17 protein-coding genes are annotated in these 19,015 nt (G+C 68.9%); 3 read left to right on the top strand and 14 right to left on the bottom strand.

All coding sequences use genetic code 11. From position 1 onward, the window contains the following. Positions 1-4: 4 nt before the first annotated feature. The 8 genes from AB0I34_RS05805 to AB0I34_RS05840 all read right to left on the bottom strand — a co-directional run bounded on the left by AB0I34_RS05805 (position 5) and on the right by AB0I34_RS05840 (position 8,400). Positions 5-922 carry an SRPBCC domain-containing protein gene (locus tag AB0I34_RS05805; protein WP_360440013.1) on the bottom strand — a complete coding sequence of 306 codons (918 nt, stop codon included), beginning with the start codon at positions 920-922 and terminating at the stop codon, positions 5-7. Then, the gene (locus AB0I34_RS05810; RefSeq protein ID WP_360440016.1) at positions 919-1,773 is read right to left on the bottom strand and encodes a xanthine dehydrogenase family protein subunit M; all 855 of its coding nucleotides are present in this window, start codon (positions 1,771-1,773) and stop codon (positions 919-921) included. The genes AB0I34_RS05805 and AB0I34_RS05810 overlap by 4 nt, the downstream gene beginning before the upstream one ends. Next, a complete protein-coding gene (locus AB0I34_RS05815; protein WP_360440019.1) occupies positions 1,770-4,154 on the bottom strand; it encodes a xanthine dehydrogenase family protein molybdopterin-binding subunit in 2,385 nt (794 codons plus the stop codon). Before AB0I34_RS05815 ends, AB0I34_RS05810 begins: the two co-directional genes overlap by 4 nt. Next, positions 4,151-4,621: a (2Fe-2S)-binding protein gene (locus AB0I34_RS05820; RefSeq protein ID WP_360440022.1), complete on the bottom strand. Its 471-nt coding sequence runs from the start codon at positions 4,619-4,621 to the stop codon at positions 4,151-4,153. Before AB0I34_RS05820 ends, AB0I34_RS05815 begins: the two co-directional genes overlap by 4 nt. Positions 4,622-4,694: 73 nt before the next feature. After that, a complete protein-coding gene (locus tag AB0I34_RS05825; protein WP_360440025.1) occupies positions 4,695-5,816 on the bottom strand; it encodes an XdhC/CoxI family protein in 1,122 nt (373 codons plus the stop codon). Further along, a complete protein-coding gene (locus AB0I34_RS05830) occupies positions 5,809-6,903 on the bottom strand; it encodes a VWA domain-containing protein (RefSeq protein ID WP_360440028.1) in 1,095 nt (364 codons plus the stop codon). The genes AB0I34_RS05825 and AB0I34_RS05830 overlap by 8 nt, the downstream gene beginning before the upstream one ends. A 6-nt stretch (positions 6,904-6,909) precedes the next feature. Further along, positions 6,910-7,785, bottom strand: a complete 876-nt coding sequence (locus AB0I34_RS05835) for a MoxR family ATPase (RefSeq protein ID WP_360440031.1) — start codon at positions 7,783-7,785, stop codon at positions 6,910-6,912. Between the two features lie 39 nt (positions 7,786-7,824). Next, entirely contained in the window at positions 7,825-8,400 is a 576-nt protein-coding gene (locus AB0I34_RS05840) for a nucleotidyltransferase family protein (RefSeq protein WP_360440034.1), read from the bottom strand. 82 nt (positions 8,401-8,482) lie between these two features. Here AB0I34_RS05840 and nadA point away from each other — a divergent pair, with 82 nt between their 5' ends. Next, positions 8,483-9,664, top strand: a complete 1,182-nt coding sequence (nadA, locus tag AB0I34_RS05845) for a quinolinate synthase NadA (RefSeq protein WP_360440036.1) — start codon at positions 8,483-8,485, stop codon at positions 9,662-9,664. Here the strand turns inward: nadA and AB0I34_RS05850 are convergent. From AB0I34_RS05850 to AB0I34_RS05870, 5 genes are all read right to left on the bottom strand, one after another. Further along, entirely contained in the window at positions 9,661-10,848 is a 1,188-nt protein-coding gene (locus AB0I34_RS05850; RefSeq protein ID WP_360440039.1) for a glycosyltransferase family 4 protein, read from the bottom strand. The genes nadA and AB0I34_RS05850 overlap by 4 nt on opposite strands. After that, a complete protein-coding gene (locus AB0I34_RS05855) occupies positions 10,848-11,264 on the bottom strand; it encodes an adenylyltransferase/cytidyltransferase family protein (RefSeq protein ID WP_131350933.1) in 417 nt (138 codons plus the stop codon). The genes AB0I34_RS05850 and AB0I34_RS05855 overlap by 1 nt, the downstream gene beginning before the upstream one ends. Beyond that, entirely contained in the window at positions 11,264-11,992 is a 729-nt protein-coding gene (locus AB0I34_RS05860) for a CDP-alcohol phosphatidyltransferase family protein (protein WP_360440042.1), read from the bottom strand. The genes AB0I34_RS05855 and AB0I34_RS05860 overlap by 1 nt, the downstream gene beginning before the upstream one ends. Beyond that, positions 11,989-12,414, bottom strand: coding sequence for an adenylyltransferase/cytidyltransferase family protein (locus AB0I34_RS05865; RefSeq protein ID WP_360440045.1), 426 nt, complete (start codon positions 12,412-12,414; stop codon positions 11,989-11,991). The genes AB0I34_RS05860 and AB0I34_RS05865 overlap by 4 nt, the downstream gene beginning before the upstream one ends. Before the next feature lie 97 nt (positions 12,415-12,511). Further along, complete coding sequence (locus AB0I34_RS05870) at positions 12,512-13,726, bottom strand: glycosyltransferase family 4 protein (RefSeq protein WP_360440048.1); 1,215 nt, start codon at positions 13,724-13,726, stop codon at positions 12,512-12,514. A gap of 130 nt (positions 13,727-13,856) precedes the next feature. Between AB0I34_RS05870 and AB0I34_RS05875 the strand changes: the two genes are divergently transcribed. Both AB0I34_RS05875 and AB0I34_RS05880 read left to right on the top strand, forming a co-directional pair. After that, on the top strand, positions 13,857-15,482 hold the full coding sequence (locus AB0I34_RS05875) for a right-handed parallel beta-helix repeat-containing protein (protein WP_360440051.1): 1,626 nt from the start codon (positions 13,857-13,859) through the stop codon (positions 15,480-15,482). A gap of 420 nt (positions 15,483-15,902) precedes the next feature. Further along, complete coding sequence (locus tag AB0I34_RS05880; protein ID WP_360440054.1) at positions 15,903-17,585, top strand: right-handed parallel beta-helix repeat-containing protein; 1,683 nt, start codon at positions 15,903-15,905, stop codon at positions 17,583-17,585. A gap of 17 nt (positions 17,586-17,602) precedes the next feature. On the opposite strand, the gene AB0I34_RS05885 is transcribed toward AB0I34_RS05880, so the two are convergent. Next, positions 17,603-19,000, bottom strand: a complete 1,398-nt coding sequence (locus AB0I34_RS05885) for a mannitol dehydrogenase family protein (protein WP_360440057.1) — start codon at positions 18,998-19,000, stop codon at positions 17,603-17,605. Positions 19,001-19,015 lie beyond the last annotated feature (15 nt).

Below are 19,015 nucleotides of genomic sequence, written 5' to 3' on the forward strand. Positions count from 1 at the left end.
CCAGTCAGCGGCGGAGCAGGCGCCTGAGGACGAGAGCCACGACTGCCCCGATGAGGTAGGGCCGGACGCGGCGGGCCAGCACCGGCAGCATGGTCGCCGCCAGGTTGAGCGCCGGCGGCTCGGAAGCCGCACCGGAAGCGGACGCGGACGATGTGCCGAGGTCCGAGGTAGGTGCTGATGGGTCAGCGGGCTGACCCGCGCCGGCGGCGCGCGCTGGGCCTGCCGGCTCGGCTGAGTCCGCGGGTTGATCCACGCGGGCAGCACGCGCTGGGTCCCCGGGCTGGGCCGGGCCTGCCGGCTGGGCCGGGCCGGCGGGCTGGGCCGGGCCTGCGGGCTGGGCTGGGCCGGCCTGGGCAGTGGGTTCGGTGGAGGGAGCGGACGCCGCCGGAGTCGCGGAGGTGGTGGAAGGGGTGGGCGCCGACGGGGTTGTGCGGGTGCTGGAAGGGGTGGGCGCGGACGGGGTTGTGCGGGTGGTGGGGGTTTGGAGGGTTGTGGTCAGGCAGGTGGTGAATTGGTCGAGGAGGCGGTCGGAGACTTCTTGGATGAGGCCTCGGCCGAATTGGGCGGGGCGGCCGGTGATGGTCAGGTCGGTGTCCACGGTGACCTGGGTCGACGTGGCGTCGGCCGCGGTCAGGCGGGCGACTACCCGGACGCTGGCCGTGCCGTTGCCTCGGCGGTCCTTGCCCCTGGCCTCGATCACGGCGTGATGGTCGGACTCGTCGCGCTCGACGAACGTGCCGTTGCCGGAGTACAGGAGTGACACCGGCCCCAGCTTCACCTTGCAGGAGCCGGTGAACTCGTCACCCTCGGCCGACGTCAGGGTGGCGCCGGGGAAACACGGCACCACCCTTCCGAGGTCGTTGAACGCGACCCACGCCTCGTCGACGGGAGCCGGTACGACGAACTTGTGCTCGAGCTTCATCCGGTCCCCGCCGCCGCGAGCACCGCACGCCGCGTCAGCACCGACGCGAGATGCCGCCGATAGTCGGCATCACCATTGAGGTCGGAGACCGGAGACGTCCCGTCGGCCGCCCGGGCCGCGGCCTCGCGCACGGCCTCCGGGGTCGCGGGCCGGCCGACCAGCGCGGCCTCGACCGCGCTCGCCCGGATCGGAGTCGAGCCCATGTTGGTGAGCCCGACCCGCGCCTCCGCGATCGAGTCCCCGTCCAGCCGAACCGCGGCCGCCACGGCCACGATCGACCATTGCTGCGCGACCCGGTTGAACTTCTCGTAGTGCGCGCCCCAACCGGTGTACTTCGGCACCCGCACCTCGACCAGCAGTTCGTCCTCGGCGAGCGTCGTACTGAACACGCCCTGGAAGAAGTCGGCAGCGGCCTCGGTACGTCGGCCGTCCGGGCCGGCGATCACGAACGACGCGTCGAGGGCAACCGCGACAGCGGGCAGATCGCCGGCCGGGTCGGCATGCGCCAGCGAACCGCCGAACGTACCGCGGTGCCGCACCTGCGGATCGGCGATCGTTGCCGTCGCCAACGACACCAGCCGGGCGTGCTCTGCGACCAGCGGATCGGTCTGCACCGTGCTGTGCGGGGTCATCGCACCGATCACCAGCGCGTCGCCGTCGTCGCGAACGCCCTGCAGTTCGTCGATCCGCCCGATGTCGACAATCGTCTCGGGTGCCGCGAGGCGTAGCCGCAGGACCGGCATCAGGCTCTGGCCACCGGCCAGCACCTTCGCGTCGGGCTGCTCGCGCAGCAGCGCGACTGCCTCGTCGACCGTCGACGGCGTGAAGTACTCGAAAGCTGCCGGGATCATGACCGCGCCCCTTCCTGCAACGCCTTCCAGACCCGGTACGGCGTACAGGGCATCGGCACGTCCGACACGCCGAGGTGGCGGACGGCGTCGACAATCGCATTGACGACAGCAGGCGTCGAGGCGATCGTGCCTGCCTCGCCGACTCCCTTCACGCCGAGCTGGTTCGTCGTCGACGGGGTCTCGGTCCGGGCGGTGGTGAACGACGGCAGGTCGGCCGACGACGGGACCAGGTACTCGACGAAGGACCCGCTCACCAGCGTGCCGGTCTCGTCGTGCACGGCCTCCTCGAAGAGCGCCTGCGCGATGCCCTGCGCCAGACCGCCGTGGACCTGACCCTCGACGATCATCGGATTGACGACAACCCCGACATCGTCGACGCTCACGTACGACCGGATCGTGGTGGCACCGGTCTCGGTGTCGACCTCGACCGCACACAGATGCGTACCGTGCGGGAAGGAGAAGTCCTCCGGATCCAGCGTCGCGTCGGCGTCCAGGCAACCTTCCGCGGAGCCGTCGAGCTTGTGCCCCTGGAAGACCGCGAACGCGAGCTCGGCCATCGTCATCCCCGACTCGGTCCCGCGGACGCCGTACCGGCCGCCCGCGAACTCGAGGTCGTCGACATTTGCCTCCAGCAACTGCGCCGCGATCGGCTTGGCCTTCTCGATCACCCGGTCGGCCGCGGCGAGCACCGCCATCCCACCGACCGCCAGCGACCGCGAGCCGTAGGTGTCCAGGCCGCGCGGCGCGACCTGCGTGTCACCGTGCAGTACTTCGATGTCCTCGAAGCCGACGCCGAGCCGGTCGGCCACGATCTGGCTCCACGCGGTCTCGTGTCCCTGCCCGTGCGGGCTCGTCCCGGTGATGACCTCGACCTTGCCGGTCGGCAGCATCCGGATCGACGCGTGCTCCCAGCCACCACCGACGTACCCCATCGAGCCGAGCCACCGCGACGGCGCCAGCCCGCACATCTCGGTGTACGTCGAGACGCCGATGCCGAGCTGGACCGGGTCACCGGACTCGCGCCGTTTCAGCTGTTCGGCGCGCAACTCGTCGTACCGGAAGAGTTCGCGGGCCTTCGCGGTCGCGGCCTCGTAGTTGCCGGAGTCGTACTTCAGCCCGGCCACCGTCGCGAACGGGAACTCCTCGTGCTTGATCCAGTTCCGCTCCCGGATCGCCAGCGGGTCGGCCCCGACCTTCGCGGCCAGTTCGTCCATCAGCCGCTCGACCGCGAACGTCGCCTCCGGCCGGCCCGCGCCGCGATAGGCATCGGTCCAGGTCTTGTTCGTGAAGACGTTCGTGCACTTCAGGTGGTACGACGGGAACTTGTAGATGCCGTTGTACATGAAGGCGCCGAGCAACGGGATCGCCGACGTGACCAGGCCGAGGTAGGCACCCATGTCGGCCAGCAATTCGACCTTGAGACCGGTCACGTCGCCGTCATTGGTCGCGGCCAGCGTCAGCTTCTGCCACTGGTCCCGGCCGTGGTGGCCGGCCATCAGCGACTCCGACCGGGATTCGCTGTATTTACAGGGCTTCCCGGTCCACCGGGCCGCGATGACGGTGAGCACTTCCTCGGGAGTGAACTGAAGCTTGCCGCCGAACCCGCCGCCGACGTCCGGCGCGATCACCCGGATCTTGCTCTCCGGGATGCCGAGCACGAGTGCGATGAAGATCTTGACGAAGTGCGGTACCTGGGTCGACGACCACACCGTCATCTGTTCGGGCGTCGGATCGACGACAATCGACCGCGGTTCCATGAACGCCGGGATGAGCCGCTGCTGGCGGATCTCCTTCTCGATCACGATGCCGCCGTCGCGGGCGGCCGCGATCGCGGCCTCGACGTCGCCACCGGTGCCGGCCGAGGCCGAGTCGAACGACCACACCGCCGACACGTTGGTGCCCAGGTCCGGGTGCGCGAGCGACGCGTCGGTCGCGGCCTGGCGCAGGTCGAGGACCGGCGGCAGCTCCTCATAGTCGACGTCGATCAGATCGGCGGCGTCGTTCGCCTCGGCCGCGTTCCGGGCCACGACCATGGCAACGATCTCGCCCGCGAACGCGACGTGGTCGACCGCCATCGACGGGTGCACCGGTGCCTTCTGCTCCGGCACGATCGCCCAGGCGTTCGGCAACGCGCCCTGCTCGTCGGCGATGTCGGCCCCGGTCACTACGGCGACCACCCCGGTCGCGGCCCGGGCGGCCTCGGTGTCGATCGCGGTGATCCGCGCATGCGCGAACGGGCTGCGCACCATTGCCAGGTGCAACATGCCCGGAAGCACGATGTTGTCGGTCCAGCGCGTCCGGCCGGTGACGAGGCGGGCGTCCTCCTTGCGCCAGCGTGGGCTGCCGACCTCTGCGGCCGGGCGTGCCTCGGTGGTCGTCATTGCGCACCTCCCGCAGCGGCGGCGGCGCGGACGGCCTTGACGATGTTCTGGTAGCCGGTGCACCGGCAGAGGTTGCCTTCGAGCCCGAGCCGGACGTCGTCCTCGGACGGGTCCGGATTGTCGGCCAGCAGATCGATGGACTGCATGATCATTCCTGGCGTGCAGTAGCCGCACTGCAACGCGTGGTTCTCATGGAAGGCCTGCTGCATCGGATGCAACTGCCCGTTGGCCGCGAGACCCTCGATCGTCGTCACCTCGTGCCCGTCGGCCTGGACCGCGAACACCGAGCAGGACTTCACACTCCGGCCGTCCAGGTGAACCGTGCAGGCTCCGCAGTTGCCGGTGTCACAGCCGACCACGGTCCCTGTCTTCCCCAGTTGCTCGCGCAGATAATGCACGAGCAGCGTGCGCGGCTCCACTTCGTCCGTGAAGCTGCTTCCGTCGACCTTCACCGTGATCCGGGTCATCGCCCCGCCTCCAGAAGTGAGCAAAGTCGTCCGTCCGATCCTGCTCTCCTGTGATGTCCACCACAAGAGATGTTCAATGGTGAATCGGTCCTGGCACCGTCGACAGCCGGTCGCCGGCACCACCCCAGCGCAGGGCGATGATCTCGGCGGCGATGCTGACCGCGGTCTCCTCGGGCGTCCGCCCGCCGAGGTCGAGACCGATCGGGCTCGCCAGCCTGGCCAGTTCCTCCTCGGTCAGTCCCGCCTCGAGCAGCCGCTTCACGCGGTCGTCGTGAGTCCGCCGCGAACCCATCGCCCCGATGTAGGCCAGCGGCGGCAACCGCAACGCCACCTCCAGCAGCGGTACGTCGAACTTCGGGTCGTGGGTCAGCACACAGATGACGGTCCGTCCGTCGATCCGCCCGGCCTCGGCCTCGGCCTTCAGGTAGCGATGCGGCCAGTCGACAATCACCTCGTCGGCCGACGGGAACCGCGAGGCCGTCGCGAACACCGCCCGCGCATCGCACACCGTCACCCGATACCCCAGGAACGATCCGAGCTTCGCCACCGCCGCGGCGAAGTCGATCGCACCGAACACCAACAGCCGCGGCACCGGCGCGTGCGACGACACGAACACCCGCATCCCCTCGCCGCGCCGCTGCCCCTCCGGCCCGTACTCCAACGTCTCCGTCCGCCCGCTCGCCAACAGCCCGCGCGCGTCGTCGGCCACCGCGTCGTCGGCCCGCGACGACCCGAGCGTCCCCGCGATCGGCTGACCGACCGGGCGCACCACCATCCGGCGACCGACCCTTGCCGGATCGGGATGCGCGATCACGGTCGCCACCGCCACCGGCCGCCCGGCCTCGACGTCGGCCGCCACCTCTCCCAGCTCGGGGTACGACGAGCGATCGACCCGCTCGACGAAGATGTCGATGATCCCGCCACAGGTGAGCCCGACGGCGAACGCCGACTCGTCGCTCACGCCGTACCGCTGCAGCATCGACTCGCCGGACTCGAGGATCTCCTCGCCCAACTGGTACACCGCGCCCTCGACACACCCTCCCGACACGCTGCCGACCGCCTCGCCCTCGGGCCCGACCAGCATCGCCGCACCCGGCGACCGCGGCGCCGACGAGAACGTCGCGACAACAGTGCCCACGGCAACCGACTCGCCCGCGCGCCACCACTCCATCAATCGCTCGAGCACATCACGCATCGGCAACCACCTCCAGGAGATCAGCAAAACTGGCCAGGCTGTGTCCCGCGACGAGTTCGTCCAGATACGGGAGCACCGCAACGATCCCGGTCTGCACCGGTAGGTATCCGGGCTTGCCGCGATGCGGATTCAGCCAGACCACCCGATGCGCCAGCGCAGCCAGCCGCTGCACCTGTGCACCGAGCAACGTGGTGTCGCCGCGTTCCCAACCGTCGCTGCACACGACCACGATCGACCGGCGCGCCATCCCTCGCTGGCCCCACCGGTCGAGAAACACCTTGAGCACTTCACCGAGCCGGGTGCCACCCGACCAGTCCGGTACGACGCTCCCCGCCGACCGCAGCGCGGACTCCGCATCGCCTCGGCGCAACGCCGGAGTCACCCGGGTCAACCGAGTCCCGATCGTGAACACCTCCACCGACCGTGGAGCCCGCTGGACCACCGTGTGCGCGAGCCGCAACAGGCTGTCGGCGTACGGGCGCATCGAACCGGAGACATCGACCAGTACGACGACCCGGCGCGGTCGGGTGCCGCGGCGGCGGTAGTGGACGCGAGCGGGCTCGCCGACCTGCCGGAGCTGGGCCCGGAGCGTCCGCCGTGGATCGATGTCGCCGCGATGCGATGGACGTCGCCGGACAGTACGACGTACCGGGATCCGGGGACGCAGCGACCCGAACAGTCGGTTCAGGTGGGCCCGATCACTCGCGGACAGTTCGGCGACGTCGCGGTGCCGGAGGACTTCCGTCGTACTCGCGGAGGCGTTCGACGACTGGTCGCCGTCCTGGCTTCCCGCACTGTCGTCCACCTCGAGGGCGGCCTGCACCGAGGACTGCGCCGTCGTACGCCGGGCCGCGCCGTTCGACCGTTCTCCGGAGAACCAGGCGGCGAACACCTCGTCGTACCGGGCGGTGTCGTCGGGTCCCGTGCACAGCGCGGCGCGGCCGGCCCAGTAGACATCCGCGGTGACGCCCGCGTCGAGCGCGGCGACCGCTTGGAGGAAAAGGTGCACCCGATCGGACGTGACTGCCAGTCCCGCGTGCCGGAGCGCCGACGCGAAGCCGGCCAACGCGAGATCTGGTGCGGCCATCTGTCCTCAGCTCGCCAGTAATCGGTCTAGTGATTCGCGCACCCGGTCGGTGTCCTCGCGGTACTTGAGCACGGCACCCAACGTCGCCGCCGCGGTCTCCACGTCGAGGATCTCGGTGCCGAGGGCATCGAGTGCGCGAGCCCAGTCGAGCGTCTCGGCCACCCCGGGCGGCTTGAGCAGATCCAGCTCACGCATCCGCTGCACGGAGCGCGCCACCTGCTCGGCCAGCCGGTGCGAGACCTCCGGCAGCCGGGTGCGGACGATCTCGACCTCGCGGGCCAGGCCCGGGTGGTCGATCCAGTGGTACAGGCACCGGCGCTTCAGTGCGTCGTGGACCTCGCGGGTGCGGTTCGAGGTGAGTACGACGATCGGCGGGGTCTCGGCGGTGATCGTGCCGAGTTCGGGGATGGTGACCTCGTACGTCGACAGGACCTCGAGCAGGAACGCCTCGAACTCGTCGTCCGCGCGGTCGATCTCGTCGACCAGCAGCACCGCCGGGCTCTCGCGGAGCGCGCGCAGCACCGGGCGGGCGAGCAGGAAACGCTCGTCGAACAGCGACTTCTCGACCTCTTCGACGGCCGGGTCCGAGCTGGTCGCCTCGACCGTGCGCAGGTGCAGGATCTGGCGGGGGAAGTCCCAGTCGTAGAGCGCCTGGGTCGCATCGATGCCTTCATAGCACTGCAGCCGGATCAGCTGCAGGTCGAGGGCTTCGGCGATCGCCGCGGCCAGGGAGGTCTTGCCAGTGCCGGGCTCGCCTTCGAGCAGCAACGGCCGGTGCAGGGCGAGCGCCAGGTACCCGACCGTGGCCAGGCCGTCGCCGGCCAGATATCCGGTTCCGCGCAGCCGCTCGGCAAGCTCTCCCGCGGAACCGAACAAGTTCATCTTTTCAGCATCTCGCAGCGGCGACGCCGTTGCCAAGGCTCAGCCGGGATGATGTCCGTCCGGCAATTGATGCACTGTGTCAACGTCGGCACCCTCTGCGACATCCGCACATTCAGCCTTTTCTACTTGATGTTTGCGCAGATACTCCCGAGCCCCGCTGTCCCCCTGCGCAGTTGCGATGATCCCGTCCCAGTGGTCCCGGCCCAGGAACACCGGGTGCCCGGGCTGGCCGTCGTACACCGCTCGTACCAACGCCGAGCGGTTCCCCGTGACCCGGCGTACCGCGGCTGCTGTGAGGCCTGGGACGTCGACCGGTACGACGACCACTCCGTCGACATCCTGCGGTGACGCCTTCAACCCCGCCCGGAGGGAGGCGCCCATCCCTTCATCCCAATTCGTTGCCTCGACCACCTGGACGGGCTCGTCAACCAGGACCGCTCGGACCTGGTCGGCCGCGGCGCCGATGACGACCAGGACCGGAGCACAGCCGGAATCGGCCAGGAGGCGGGCGGTGCGGACCACCCACGCCAGGCCGTCGGGGTCGCGGACCAGCGCCTTGGGTGTGCCCATCCTGCGGCCGGCACCGGCGGCGAGGACGAGGCCTGCGATCTTCACAACCGGAGAGTACCGATTTCACAGTCCGGGCAGTGATGTGCACCACGCGGCGAGGGGCACGCGGCATGGCACGATGTTTGACGTGACGACGATCGCGGACGGCCCGAAGTCCCTCCCGCTGCTGTTCCTGGGCCAGAGCACCGACCCCCACTCCGAGCGCGGGGTCGAGTGCCCCGGAGCCCTTCCTCCCGCCTCCGACCCGGACCTGGTCGAGCGCGCGCTGAAGGCCAAGGCGGCCCTCGGCGACCAGGTGTTCGTGCTCGGGCACCACTACCAGCGCGACGAGGTGATCCAGTTCGCGGACGTCACCGGTGACTCGTTCAAGCTCGCCCGCGACGCCGCGGCCCGGCCGGACGCGCCGTACATCGTGTTCTGCGGCGTGCACTTCATGGCCGAGTCCGCCGACATCCTCACCAACGACCAGCAGACCGTGATCCTGCCGGACCTCGCGGCCGGCTGCTCGATGGCGGACATGGCCCGGATCCAGCAGGTCGAGGCGGCCTGGGACGCGCTCGCGGACGCTGGTGTCGCGGACGTGACCGTGCCGGTCACCTACATGAACTCCAGCGCCGACATCAAGGCGTTCTGCGGCCGCAACGGCGGAGCGGTCTGTACGTCGAGCAACGCTGACACCGCGCTCGAGTGGGCGTTCGAGCAAGGTGAGAAGGTGCTGTTCCTGCCCGACCAGCACCTCGGGCGGAACACCGCCGTACTGAAGATGGGCATCTCGCTGGACGAGTGCGTGGTGTACGACCCGCACAAGCCGGGTGGCGGGCTGACCCGTGAGCAACTGGCCGCGGCGAAGATGATCCTGTGGCGCGGGCACTGCTCGGTGCACGGCCGGTTCACCGCCGCATCGGTCGACGACGTACGGGCGCGCGTCCCCGGCGTCAACGTGATCGTGCACCCGGAGTGTCAACACGACGTCGTGTTGAAGGCCGACCTGGTCGGCTCGACGGAGTACATCATCCAGACCCTCGAGACGGCCGAGCCCGGTACGTCGTGGGCGGTCGGCACCGAGCTCAACCTGGTGCAGCGGTTGGCCAAGCAGCACACCGACAAGAACATCGTGTTCCTGGACAAGACGGTCTGCTACTGCGCGACGATGAACCGGATCGACCTGCCGCACTTCGTCTGGGCGCTGGAGAACCTGGTCGCCGGCCACGTGGTCAACCCGATCACGGTCGATGCCGACACCGAGAAGTACGCCAAGCTGGCCCTCGACCGCATGCTCGCCCTCCCGGGTAAGACCGCCCAGGACTAAGACGAAACGCGGGCCGGGGCGTACCACTTGGCGAGAAGGTCCGGGAGGCGGTCCGGGCCCCAGCGGTCGACCGGAGTGATGCGGCCGTGGAGGGACGCAAGGCCCTTGGCGAGCTCGCCGACCACGTCACCGCGCCAAGAGACGACGGCGCCATCTTCTGGGCCGACGATCACTGCGGGGCCGCCGCGGTCGACGCAGACCACGGGGCACCCGGACGCCAACGCCTCGGTGACGGCCCAGCCGGCGGCCTCGCGGAGGGCGGGTGCGAGCAAGGCGTCGGCGCGGAACATTGCTGCCAGTACGTCCTCGCGCGGTAGCTGACCCATGAACTCGACCCGGTCGCGGACGCCCAGTTCCTCCGCCAGGTGCTCGGCGCGTCCCCAGTCCGGACCGTCGCCGATGATCCGCAGCTCCCAGTTCGCCGCCTCGGGACGCGCCAGCGCGCTGATCCCGAGCAACACGCCTTTCCACGGGATCAGCCGGCCGACGAACAGCGCGGTCTTCACCCCGGGCGCACCGAACGGTTCGTACGGCCCGGACGCGGTGAACCGCCGGATCGCGACGTTCGGCTGCACCACGATCTCGCGCGCGTACGGGCGGAAGGCCTCGGCCACATCCTTGTTCTGGGCAACCATCAGGTCGGCCTTCTGGGCCAGCTTCCGGCCGGTGAGGCGACGCCGGATGCCGGTGTAGGTACGCCGTACCAGCTCGGCCACCACTCCACGCGGCCCGAGCCAGTGCGCCATCGACAGCGGCGCGGTCGTCGAACCACCGACCGGTCCCCAGATCACCCTCGCGGACGACTCCTCGACGACGCCGGCCTGCATCCAGTCGACCGCGAACGTCAGGTGGTGGATGACGTCGAACGAGTGCTCCGCATGCAACCGTCGCGCGGTACGCCGGGCCAGGCCCTGCCACAGCGGGTAGTACCAGTACACGTCGGACGGGCGGCGACGCAGCCGCAGGACCCACTTCGGCAACTCCAGCGGTACGACGGTCAGCGCCGGAACCGGCCGGATCGCGAGCTCCTCGGCGATCTCGTGGGCGAACTTGCCCCGGGTGAGCAGCCAGACGTCGTGGTCCCGCGCCGCGGCCTTCGCCCAGGCCCAGCCGGCACCCGGCTCCGACCCGCCCTTGGGCCGGCACGCGTACGCGCTGAGCAGGACCTTCGGCCGGGTCGGCATCAGCCCATCCCCTCCAGCAACCTGCGCAGATCCGTGCTCGAGGTGGACGCGGTGTACGGGAAGTAGTGCACCGACGCACCGACCTCACCGAGCAGCCGCTCCAGCCGGGTCCCCTTCTCCGTGCCCTTCCAGTCGTCGCCCTTGAACAAGACGTCGTACCGGAGTTGCTTCCACATCTCGAACTTGTCGCTGGACCAGTCGCTGACCACCTCGTCGACCAGGCCGATCGCCCGGACGACCTCCATCCGCTCGTCGTGCGGCACGACCGGCGGCCGGCCCTTGATCCGCGCGACCACGTCGTCCTCGACCACACCGGCGATCAGGTGGTCGCAGTGCTCCCGGGCCCGGCGCAGGATGTTCAGGTGGCCGATGTGGAACATGTCGTACACACCGGGCGCGTAGCCGACGATCCCCATCAGCCCACCCCCGGCTGCAGGGTGGCCATCTCCCGGTACCACTTGGCGATCGCAGCCGCCAGGAACACCAGGTTGGCCGCGAGCAGGGCGCCGTACAGCACGATGAACAGCGACGGGGTGCCGAAGGCCAGGAACACCAGGCAGAGGACGCCGTAGTCGGTCGGTGCGATGAGCAACGACTTGACCACCGAGTCGCCGCGCTGGTTGGACTGCTGCGTTACACCGTGGCGCCGGCGCAGCTGATCGATCAGGATCAGCCCGAAGAACAGCACCGACGACATGCAGACGTAGCCGAGCGGGATCAGCAGCAGCGACTCGTTGCTGAAGGCATCGAAGCGGTAGAACGAGATGAGTACCGCGCTGTGCAGCAGGACGATCTTGACCGCGTCGATCATGTGATCCAGCCACTCGCCCAGCGGCGATCCGCCACCGCGCAGCCGGGCCAACTGGCCGTCCGCGGAGTCGAGGCCGTAGCCGAGCACCAGCAGCGCGGTCACGATCAACGCTAGGCCGAGCGACGGCCGGACCGTCGCGACCAGCACGATGCCGATCAGTGAGCAGAAGCCGGACGCGAGGCTCACCTGGTTCGGCGTACGCCGGCCGAGGAACGCCGCGGCCGCGAAGACCCGGCCGATCCGCCGGTTGACGAAGCGCGAGTACGCCGGTGTCCCGGCTGACGGCTTCTGGGCCCGGGAGAGCTGACCGACGACCTCACCCAGGGCGGTCATGCGACGGAACTGCGCGACTGCCGCTGATCGATGGCGGCGCGCAGGATCGGGCTGCGGGATCCGCGACCGGCCGGCAGGACGCTGACCAGCTCGCCCGGTATCCCGTCGAGTTCGTCCACGCCGAGCACGCCGTCGGTACCACTCGCAGCGAACACGGTCTGTACTCCTACTACGCCGGTCAGCCAGTCGGACCGTACGCCGTCGACCACAACCACCTCGTCGACGCAGCGCAGGTGCTCGATGATCTGGATGCGCTCCGGCAACGGCACGAACGGCCGCGCACCCCACGCGTCCATCGCCCACTCGTCGGTCAGTACACCCACGACCAGCCGGTCACAGGCCCGCCCGGCCCGTCCGAGCACGTCGAGATGCCCGACGTGGAACAGGTCGAAGACTCCAGCCAGAAATCCGATCCGCGACAAACTCTGATCCCCCAGTGGCTCCGGGCAGGAGCCGTCTCTCGATGAGCCTCGACGGCCCGGTACGACGCGTCCCCCCGCGTCAGCGGCACTATACCGGTCAGTCACGGTCAGCCCGGCGCCCCCGACGCGTCCGCCCGCCGTCGGCGTGCCGCGCGATCGCATCGGTGTAGATCCTCTCCGTGGCCTCGAGGTCGCGCTCCGGGGTGAAGCGGTTGAGATAGACCTGTCGGGCTCGTTCGCCGAAGGCTACCGAAGTCCGGGGATCGGTCACCAACCCCAGGGCCTTGCGCAGCCCTTCCGGGTCACCGGGCTCGGTCAGCGCGCCGGTCTCACCGTCGTCCACCAACTCCGCCAGCGCTCCCAGCCGGGATGCGACCACCGGCACCCCGTGCGCGAACGCCTCCACCACCACGAGACCGAAGCTCTCATACGAACGCGCCGGTACGACGGCGGCGCGCGCGGACCGCAGTACTTCCATGCTGTCGGCCCAGGGAAGTTGACCAAGTACCTGAATCGACAGGTCGTGCCGAGCGCGCTGCTCCGCCTCGGCGCGGAGCGTGCCGTCGCCGACGACGATCAGCTTCCCGAGCGAGGAATCCCACGCCTGCAGGAGATCCGCGAAACCCTTGTCGTCCTCCAGGCGGCCGAGGAAGACGACCGCATCGCCGGCACCGCTGCGAACCTGCCCGGAGTGCGGGACGGCATGCGGCTTCACCACGAACAGCTCGGGATCGAAGCCACCGGCGACGTACCGGTCGCGGACGAACTCCGACGGCGCGACGAGAGTCGTGACGTACCGCTGCCAGGTGCGCAGGGTGTTGTGGACGCCGATGCTCGTGGCCAGGGGCAACGTCTGCACCCGCGACTCGCGATAGCAGCTGTGCACCACACCGGCCCACGGAAGCTTGCCGACACAGGACTCGCACGGCTTGCCGTCACGCTGCAGGACTGCGTTGGCGCACATCAGCCGGAAGTTGTGCAGCGTCGCCACCACCGGAAGGCCCAGCCGGTACGCGGCTCGCAGCACCGAGGGACTGAACAGCGGGAACGTGTTGTGCACGTGCACGACATCGGGCCGATTTTCCTGCAATAGAAGTGTTAAATCGCGTTCGGCCGAAAATGACCAGACGGAGCGGAACGGTAACAGAGTGCGATCTTTTCGGCTCATCGCGGCGATATCGTCGCTGTTCCGGGCGTACAGGTCGACCTCATGTCCTGAGTTACGCAACAAATCAACCGTTTGCGCGACCACGGTGTTCTCGCCACTGGGTTGACCGGTCCGGTAACGGTTGTGCAACATGGCGACCCGCATGGCACTACCTTAAGTCTCGCGGTGGCTACACCTGGTTTCAGGGACCGCAACCCCGGAGGGTGCATTGAGGAAGTTGTGGTTCGCAGCGCTTATCGCTGCTGCGCTGTCAGTCGTTACGATCGCGCTCCCGGTGATCGCCAACGAGAACAAGGCGACCACCGCCGCCAAGTCTCGTCAGGTGCGCGACACAGCGGCTTCCGGTGTGCTCCCCTCACACCGCGCACCCAAGCCGAAGGCCACCCACCCGGCGACGTCGGCGCCGACGGCCACTACCAAGCCGCCGTCGACGAAGCCCACGGCGCAGCCCAGCAAGCCGCCGTCCACCGAGCCGGCCTCCCCCACCGGCCCGACGGTCCCCACGGCGGACGAGGGCGACGCCGGTCCGGCCTTCGCCGGTCCCTGCAGCGGCGTGGTGATCAAGCCTGGTGACGACGCTCAGTCGATCGTCAACGCCAAGCCCGCCGGGACGACGTTCTGCTTCGCGGCCGGTCTGCACCGGATCTCCGACACGATCCGGCCGAAGGCGAACATGACGCTGGCCAGCGCGGCTCGCGCCGTACTGACCGGATCCGTCCCGCTGACCGGCTGGACCAAGTCCGGCTCGGCGTGGGTGGTGCGTGGCGCGCTGCCGGCGGCGTATGGGGCGAGTGGGCAGTGTGAGGACAACGTCTCGAACATCTGCCACCTGCGTGAGCAGTTGTTCCTCGACGGCGCGCATCTGACCCGGGTCGGCAACACCTCCAAGGTCGCGCCGGGCACGTTCTACGCCGACTACGGCGCGAACGCGATCTACCTCGGCGACGACCCCGCCGGTCACTCGGTCGAGATGTCGAAGACGTCGACCGCGATCGAGTCCGGGTCGACTGGTGTCGAGGTCCGCGGGCTCACCATCGAGCACTTCGCCAGCGCGCCGCAGGCCGGCGCCCTGGTCTCCGGGCCGGGCTGGAAGGTGACGGCGAACGACGTACGCTGGAACCACGCCGTCGGCGTGATGCTGGTCAAGGCCAACAACACCAAGGTCGAGAAGAACCTGATCCGCGACAACGGCCAGCTCGGCCTCGGGCAGTACAGCTCGGCCGACGCGACGGTGACGCGGAACGTGATCAGCTCGAACAACACCGACGGCTTCTGGATCGCCGACTGGGAGTCCGGCGGGATCAAGTCGACCCGCTCCTCCGGCACCGTCAGCGGCAACCTGATCAAGGCCAACCGAGGCGTGGGGATGTGGGCCGACGTCGCCGACGACGGCCGGGTGATCAGCTCCAACCAGATCATCGGCAACTCCGCCGACGGGATCCGCTACGAGATCAGCCGGAACGGGACGATCGAGAACAACACGATCACCAACAACGGCTTCGGCACCGGGCGCGGTTCGGGTACGTCGCTGTGGGACGGCGGCGGGATCAACATCAACACGTCGTCCGGCGTCACCGTCCGCGGCAACGTGGTCAAGGGCAACGTCAACGGCATCGCGATCCAGTCGCGGACCCGCGGCACCGGCCCGTGGGGCACGTACCTGCTGCGCGACATCAGCATCACCGGCAACACGATCGAGATGACCGGCGGTACCCAGAGCACCGGCATCGTGAAGAACTCGGGCGCCGAGGTGCCGGACGGCGAGGTCGTGTTCAGCGGCAACAAGTACGTCCTCGACGTCCTGGGCGCCAAGCGCTTCTCGATGTTCGGTGCCAAACTCACCGCCGATGGCTGGCAGAAAGCCGGCCTGGACCTAGTAGGCAGCTTCCTCGCCAACTGACCACCGGCGCCACGGCTTGCGCGAGGCGCTCAGGCGCGAGGACGTGCGGGTCGAGGAGAACGAACCCGATCGGTGACCTCTGGCGGAACGCCCCCGTGGTTCGGGTTCGGCTGGGGTGGCGGCGTGCAGCTGGACAGGAAGTGTCGGGCCGACCGGTAGTGCAGCTGAGCGTCGGTGCGTTCTCTGTACGCTGTCTCGCGAGTGCACTACCTGTCGGTCTGTACACCGCTGCTCGATGAGCCACGCCGTCATCCTCTCCCCGGCGCGATCGATTGCCTGTTGCAACGGGATTGGGGCTGGGTGCAACAGAAATTGCGCGGAAAGTATTGCCTTGGCTACCTGAGGTAGTAGTAGTCTGCAGACGAAGCCGCGCCATGGGGGGTGCGCTCAGGATCCACCTGTGCCCCCGGAGGCTCCGCAATGAAGACAGCTACCGCAGTTGTGGTGATCGTTGCAGTCGGCACCTTCGCCGTCACGACAGCCTTGCCCGCGCACAGTGCGCCCACCGACGACGTCTTAGTGCAGGGCGAGTTCAGCCTGTTGCCCGCGGCACCCACGGACAGCCTATTGCCCGCAGCACCCACGGACCGGCTGTTGCCTGCGGCACCGTCTGACGATCCGCTGCACGCGATCATGCCGGGAGTGCAGCCGACGCCTCCCCCAGCGGATCTGCCCACGACGCCGCCCTCCGCGGACGCGGTGTTCCCATCCGGACCATCGCAAGCACCCCAATGTGCCGGGGTCACGATCAAGCCCGGGCAGGACGCCGCGAAGATCGTCAACGACGCACCGAACGGTACGACGTTCTGCTTCACGGCCGGCTTGCACCGGATCACACAGACCATCCGCCCGAAGGCTGACCAGGTGCTGGCCAGCGATCAGGGCGCCGTGCTGACCGGGTCGGTGCCGCTGACGAGGTGGACCGCGTCGAACGGCGACTGGGTGACCACGGGAGTCCTGCCACCGGCGTACTCGCAGACCGGGCAGTGCGAGGACAACGTCGCGAACATCTGCTACCTGCGTGAGCAGGTATTCCTGAACAGCAAACACCTGACCCGGGTGGCCAGTCGGGACAAGGTTGCCCCCGGCACCTTCTACGCCGACTACGCGGCGAACGCCGTCTACCTGGGTGACGACCCGCGTGGCCGGTCGGTCGAGATGTCGAAGACCGAGACCGCGATCCAGTCGACCGCGGGCGGCGTGACCGTGCGCGGGCTGACGATCGAGCACTTCGCGACACCCGCACAAGGTGGCGCGGTCGTGCTCGGGCTGGGCTGGAAGGTCCTCGCCAACGACATCCGCTGGAATCACGCGGTCGGGGCAATGCTGGTGAACGCCGACGGCGCCGTCCTGGAGAAGAACTTCATCCACTCCAACGGCCAACTCGGCATCGGGCAGTACAGCACCCTCAAGGGCACCATCTCGGCCAACGAGGTGAGCTACAACAACACCGACGGCTTCTGGATCGCGGACTGGGAGTCGGGCGGGATCAAGACCACCTGGTCCAGCGGCGGCTGGGTCACCGGAAACCTGATCAAGCTGAACCGGGGCGTCGGGCTGTGGAGCGACGCGTACGACGACGGCCGGACCTTCAACGCCAATCAGATTGCCGACAATGCGGCGGATGGGATCCGGTACGAGATCGGCCGCAACGGCGTGATCGAGAACAACGAGATCAGCGGCAACGGCCTCGGCACCGGCCGTGGCTCAGGTACGTCGCTGTGGGACGGCGGCGGGATCAACGTCAACACATCGTCGAACGTCCAGATCCGCGACAACGTGGTCGCCGACAACGTGAACGGCATCTCGATCCAGTCCCGCACCCGCGGCTCCGGCCCGTGGGGCCTGAATGTGCTCCGCGACATCGTTGTCTCCGGCAACCAGGTGACGATGCGCGGCGGGACGACCGCTACCGGCATGGTGCAGAACGCCGGCGCGGCCATCCCGCTCGGCGAGGTGACGCTGGACAAGAACACCTACATCCTGGACAGCCTGACCACCGACCGGTTCCAGAAGACCGGCCAGTGGTACAGCGCCCAGGAATGGCGCCAGACCGGCCAGGACACGACAAGCACCTTCACAACCCGGAGATCAGCGAACTAACGTGCCCGACCCGGCAGTCAGGGAGCTGACGTGGTCGACCCGGCAGTCAGTGAGCTAACGTGGTCGATCAGCAGGGCGCGGAAGACTGTTGAGTCGCGTAGGTCGGGGGTGAAGACCGAGTCGACATCGAGCAACGCATCGACCACAGCGGCCGGACCTGAGGCTCCCGCAAGGGCAGCCTTGAGCCGGTCGGCCTGCGGATCGTCGACAATCGGCGTCTTCAACACGTAGACCATCCACGCGGCGACGGCCAGTGAGATCACCCGAGGCTCGGCGCCCGCAGCCAGGCGGTCGCGGACTGTCCCCAGCATCCGGACCGGTAGCTTCACCGACCCATCCATCGCGACCTGCGTGGTGCGATGCTTCAACGCCGGATTGGCGAACCGCTCGAGGACGGACGCGCCGTACTCGGTCAGGTCGAGGCCGTCGGGTGCCGTCAGCGTCGGTACGACGTCCTCCGTCATGAGCTGTCGTGCCAGCGCGGACAACTCCTCGTCCCGCACCGCCTCAGCGATGGTCTCGTACCCGCGCAGAGCACCGAGGTAGGCAAGCATCGAGTGGGTGGCGTTCAGCATCCGCAGCTTGGCCTGCTCCCACGGCGCAACGTCGGCGGTAAGGACAGCACCACCGCGCTCCCACGCCGGCCTGTCCCCCGCGAAGTCGTCCTCGATCACCCACTGCAGGAACGGCTCCGCGACCACGACTGCCTCGTCCCGTACGCCGAGCAGCCGGGCCGCCTCGTCACGGTCCGCGTCGGTGGTCGCCGGCACGATCCGGTCGACCATGCTGGCCGGGAACCGGGTCGTCTCGAACACCTCGGGAACCTTGCCCAGGGCCTCGAAATAGTCCGTCACCAGCTTCCGCAGGAACGGCCCGTTGGCCACCAGGTTGTCGCACGACACGATCGTCAACGGCTCGTCCCGGCGCGCCAGCCCGGCCGCGAGCTGCCCGACCACCGTGCGCGGTGGGCGGCCGGTCAGGTCCGCCTGGATCTCGGGATCGTCCAGGTCGAGGCCGTGACCGGCCGCTCGGTACCCCTTCTCGGTCACCGTCAGCGTGACCACGGACACCGCGGGATCCGCGATCCGTGCCACCACAGCGTCCGGATCCTCCGGGGCGGTCAGGACCTCACGGATGCTGCCGATCACCTGCACCGACGGATCGCCGAGTCCGCGCTCCAGAACGCAGTACAGACCGTCCTGCGGCGCGAGCTGGTCGCGGACCCTGCCCGAGCGCTGGCTCACCCCGGTGATCCCCCACCGCGTCTCGCCGCCGGCGACGGCGGCGCGCTCGGTGACCACGGCCTGGTGGGCGCGATGGAACGCCCCCAGCCCGAGATGGACGATGCCGACCGACAACGCCCGCGGATCGACCGCGGGGGCGACGGGGAGATGGGTGAGACTCAGCCTGCTCAAGCGTGCACCTCAGCT

The organism is Kribbella sp. NPDC050281, from assembly GCF_040655855.1.
GTDB lineage: Bacteria > Actinomycetota > Actinomycetes > Propionibacteriales > Kribbellaceae > Kribbella.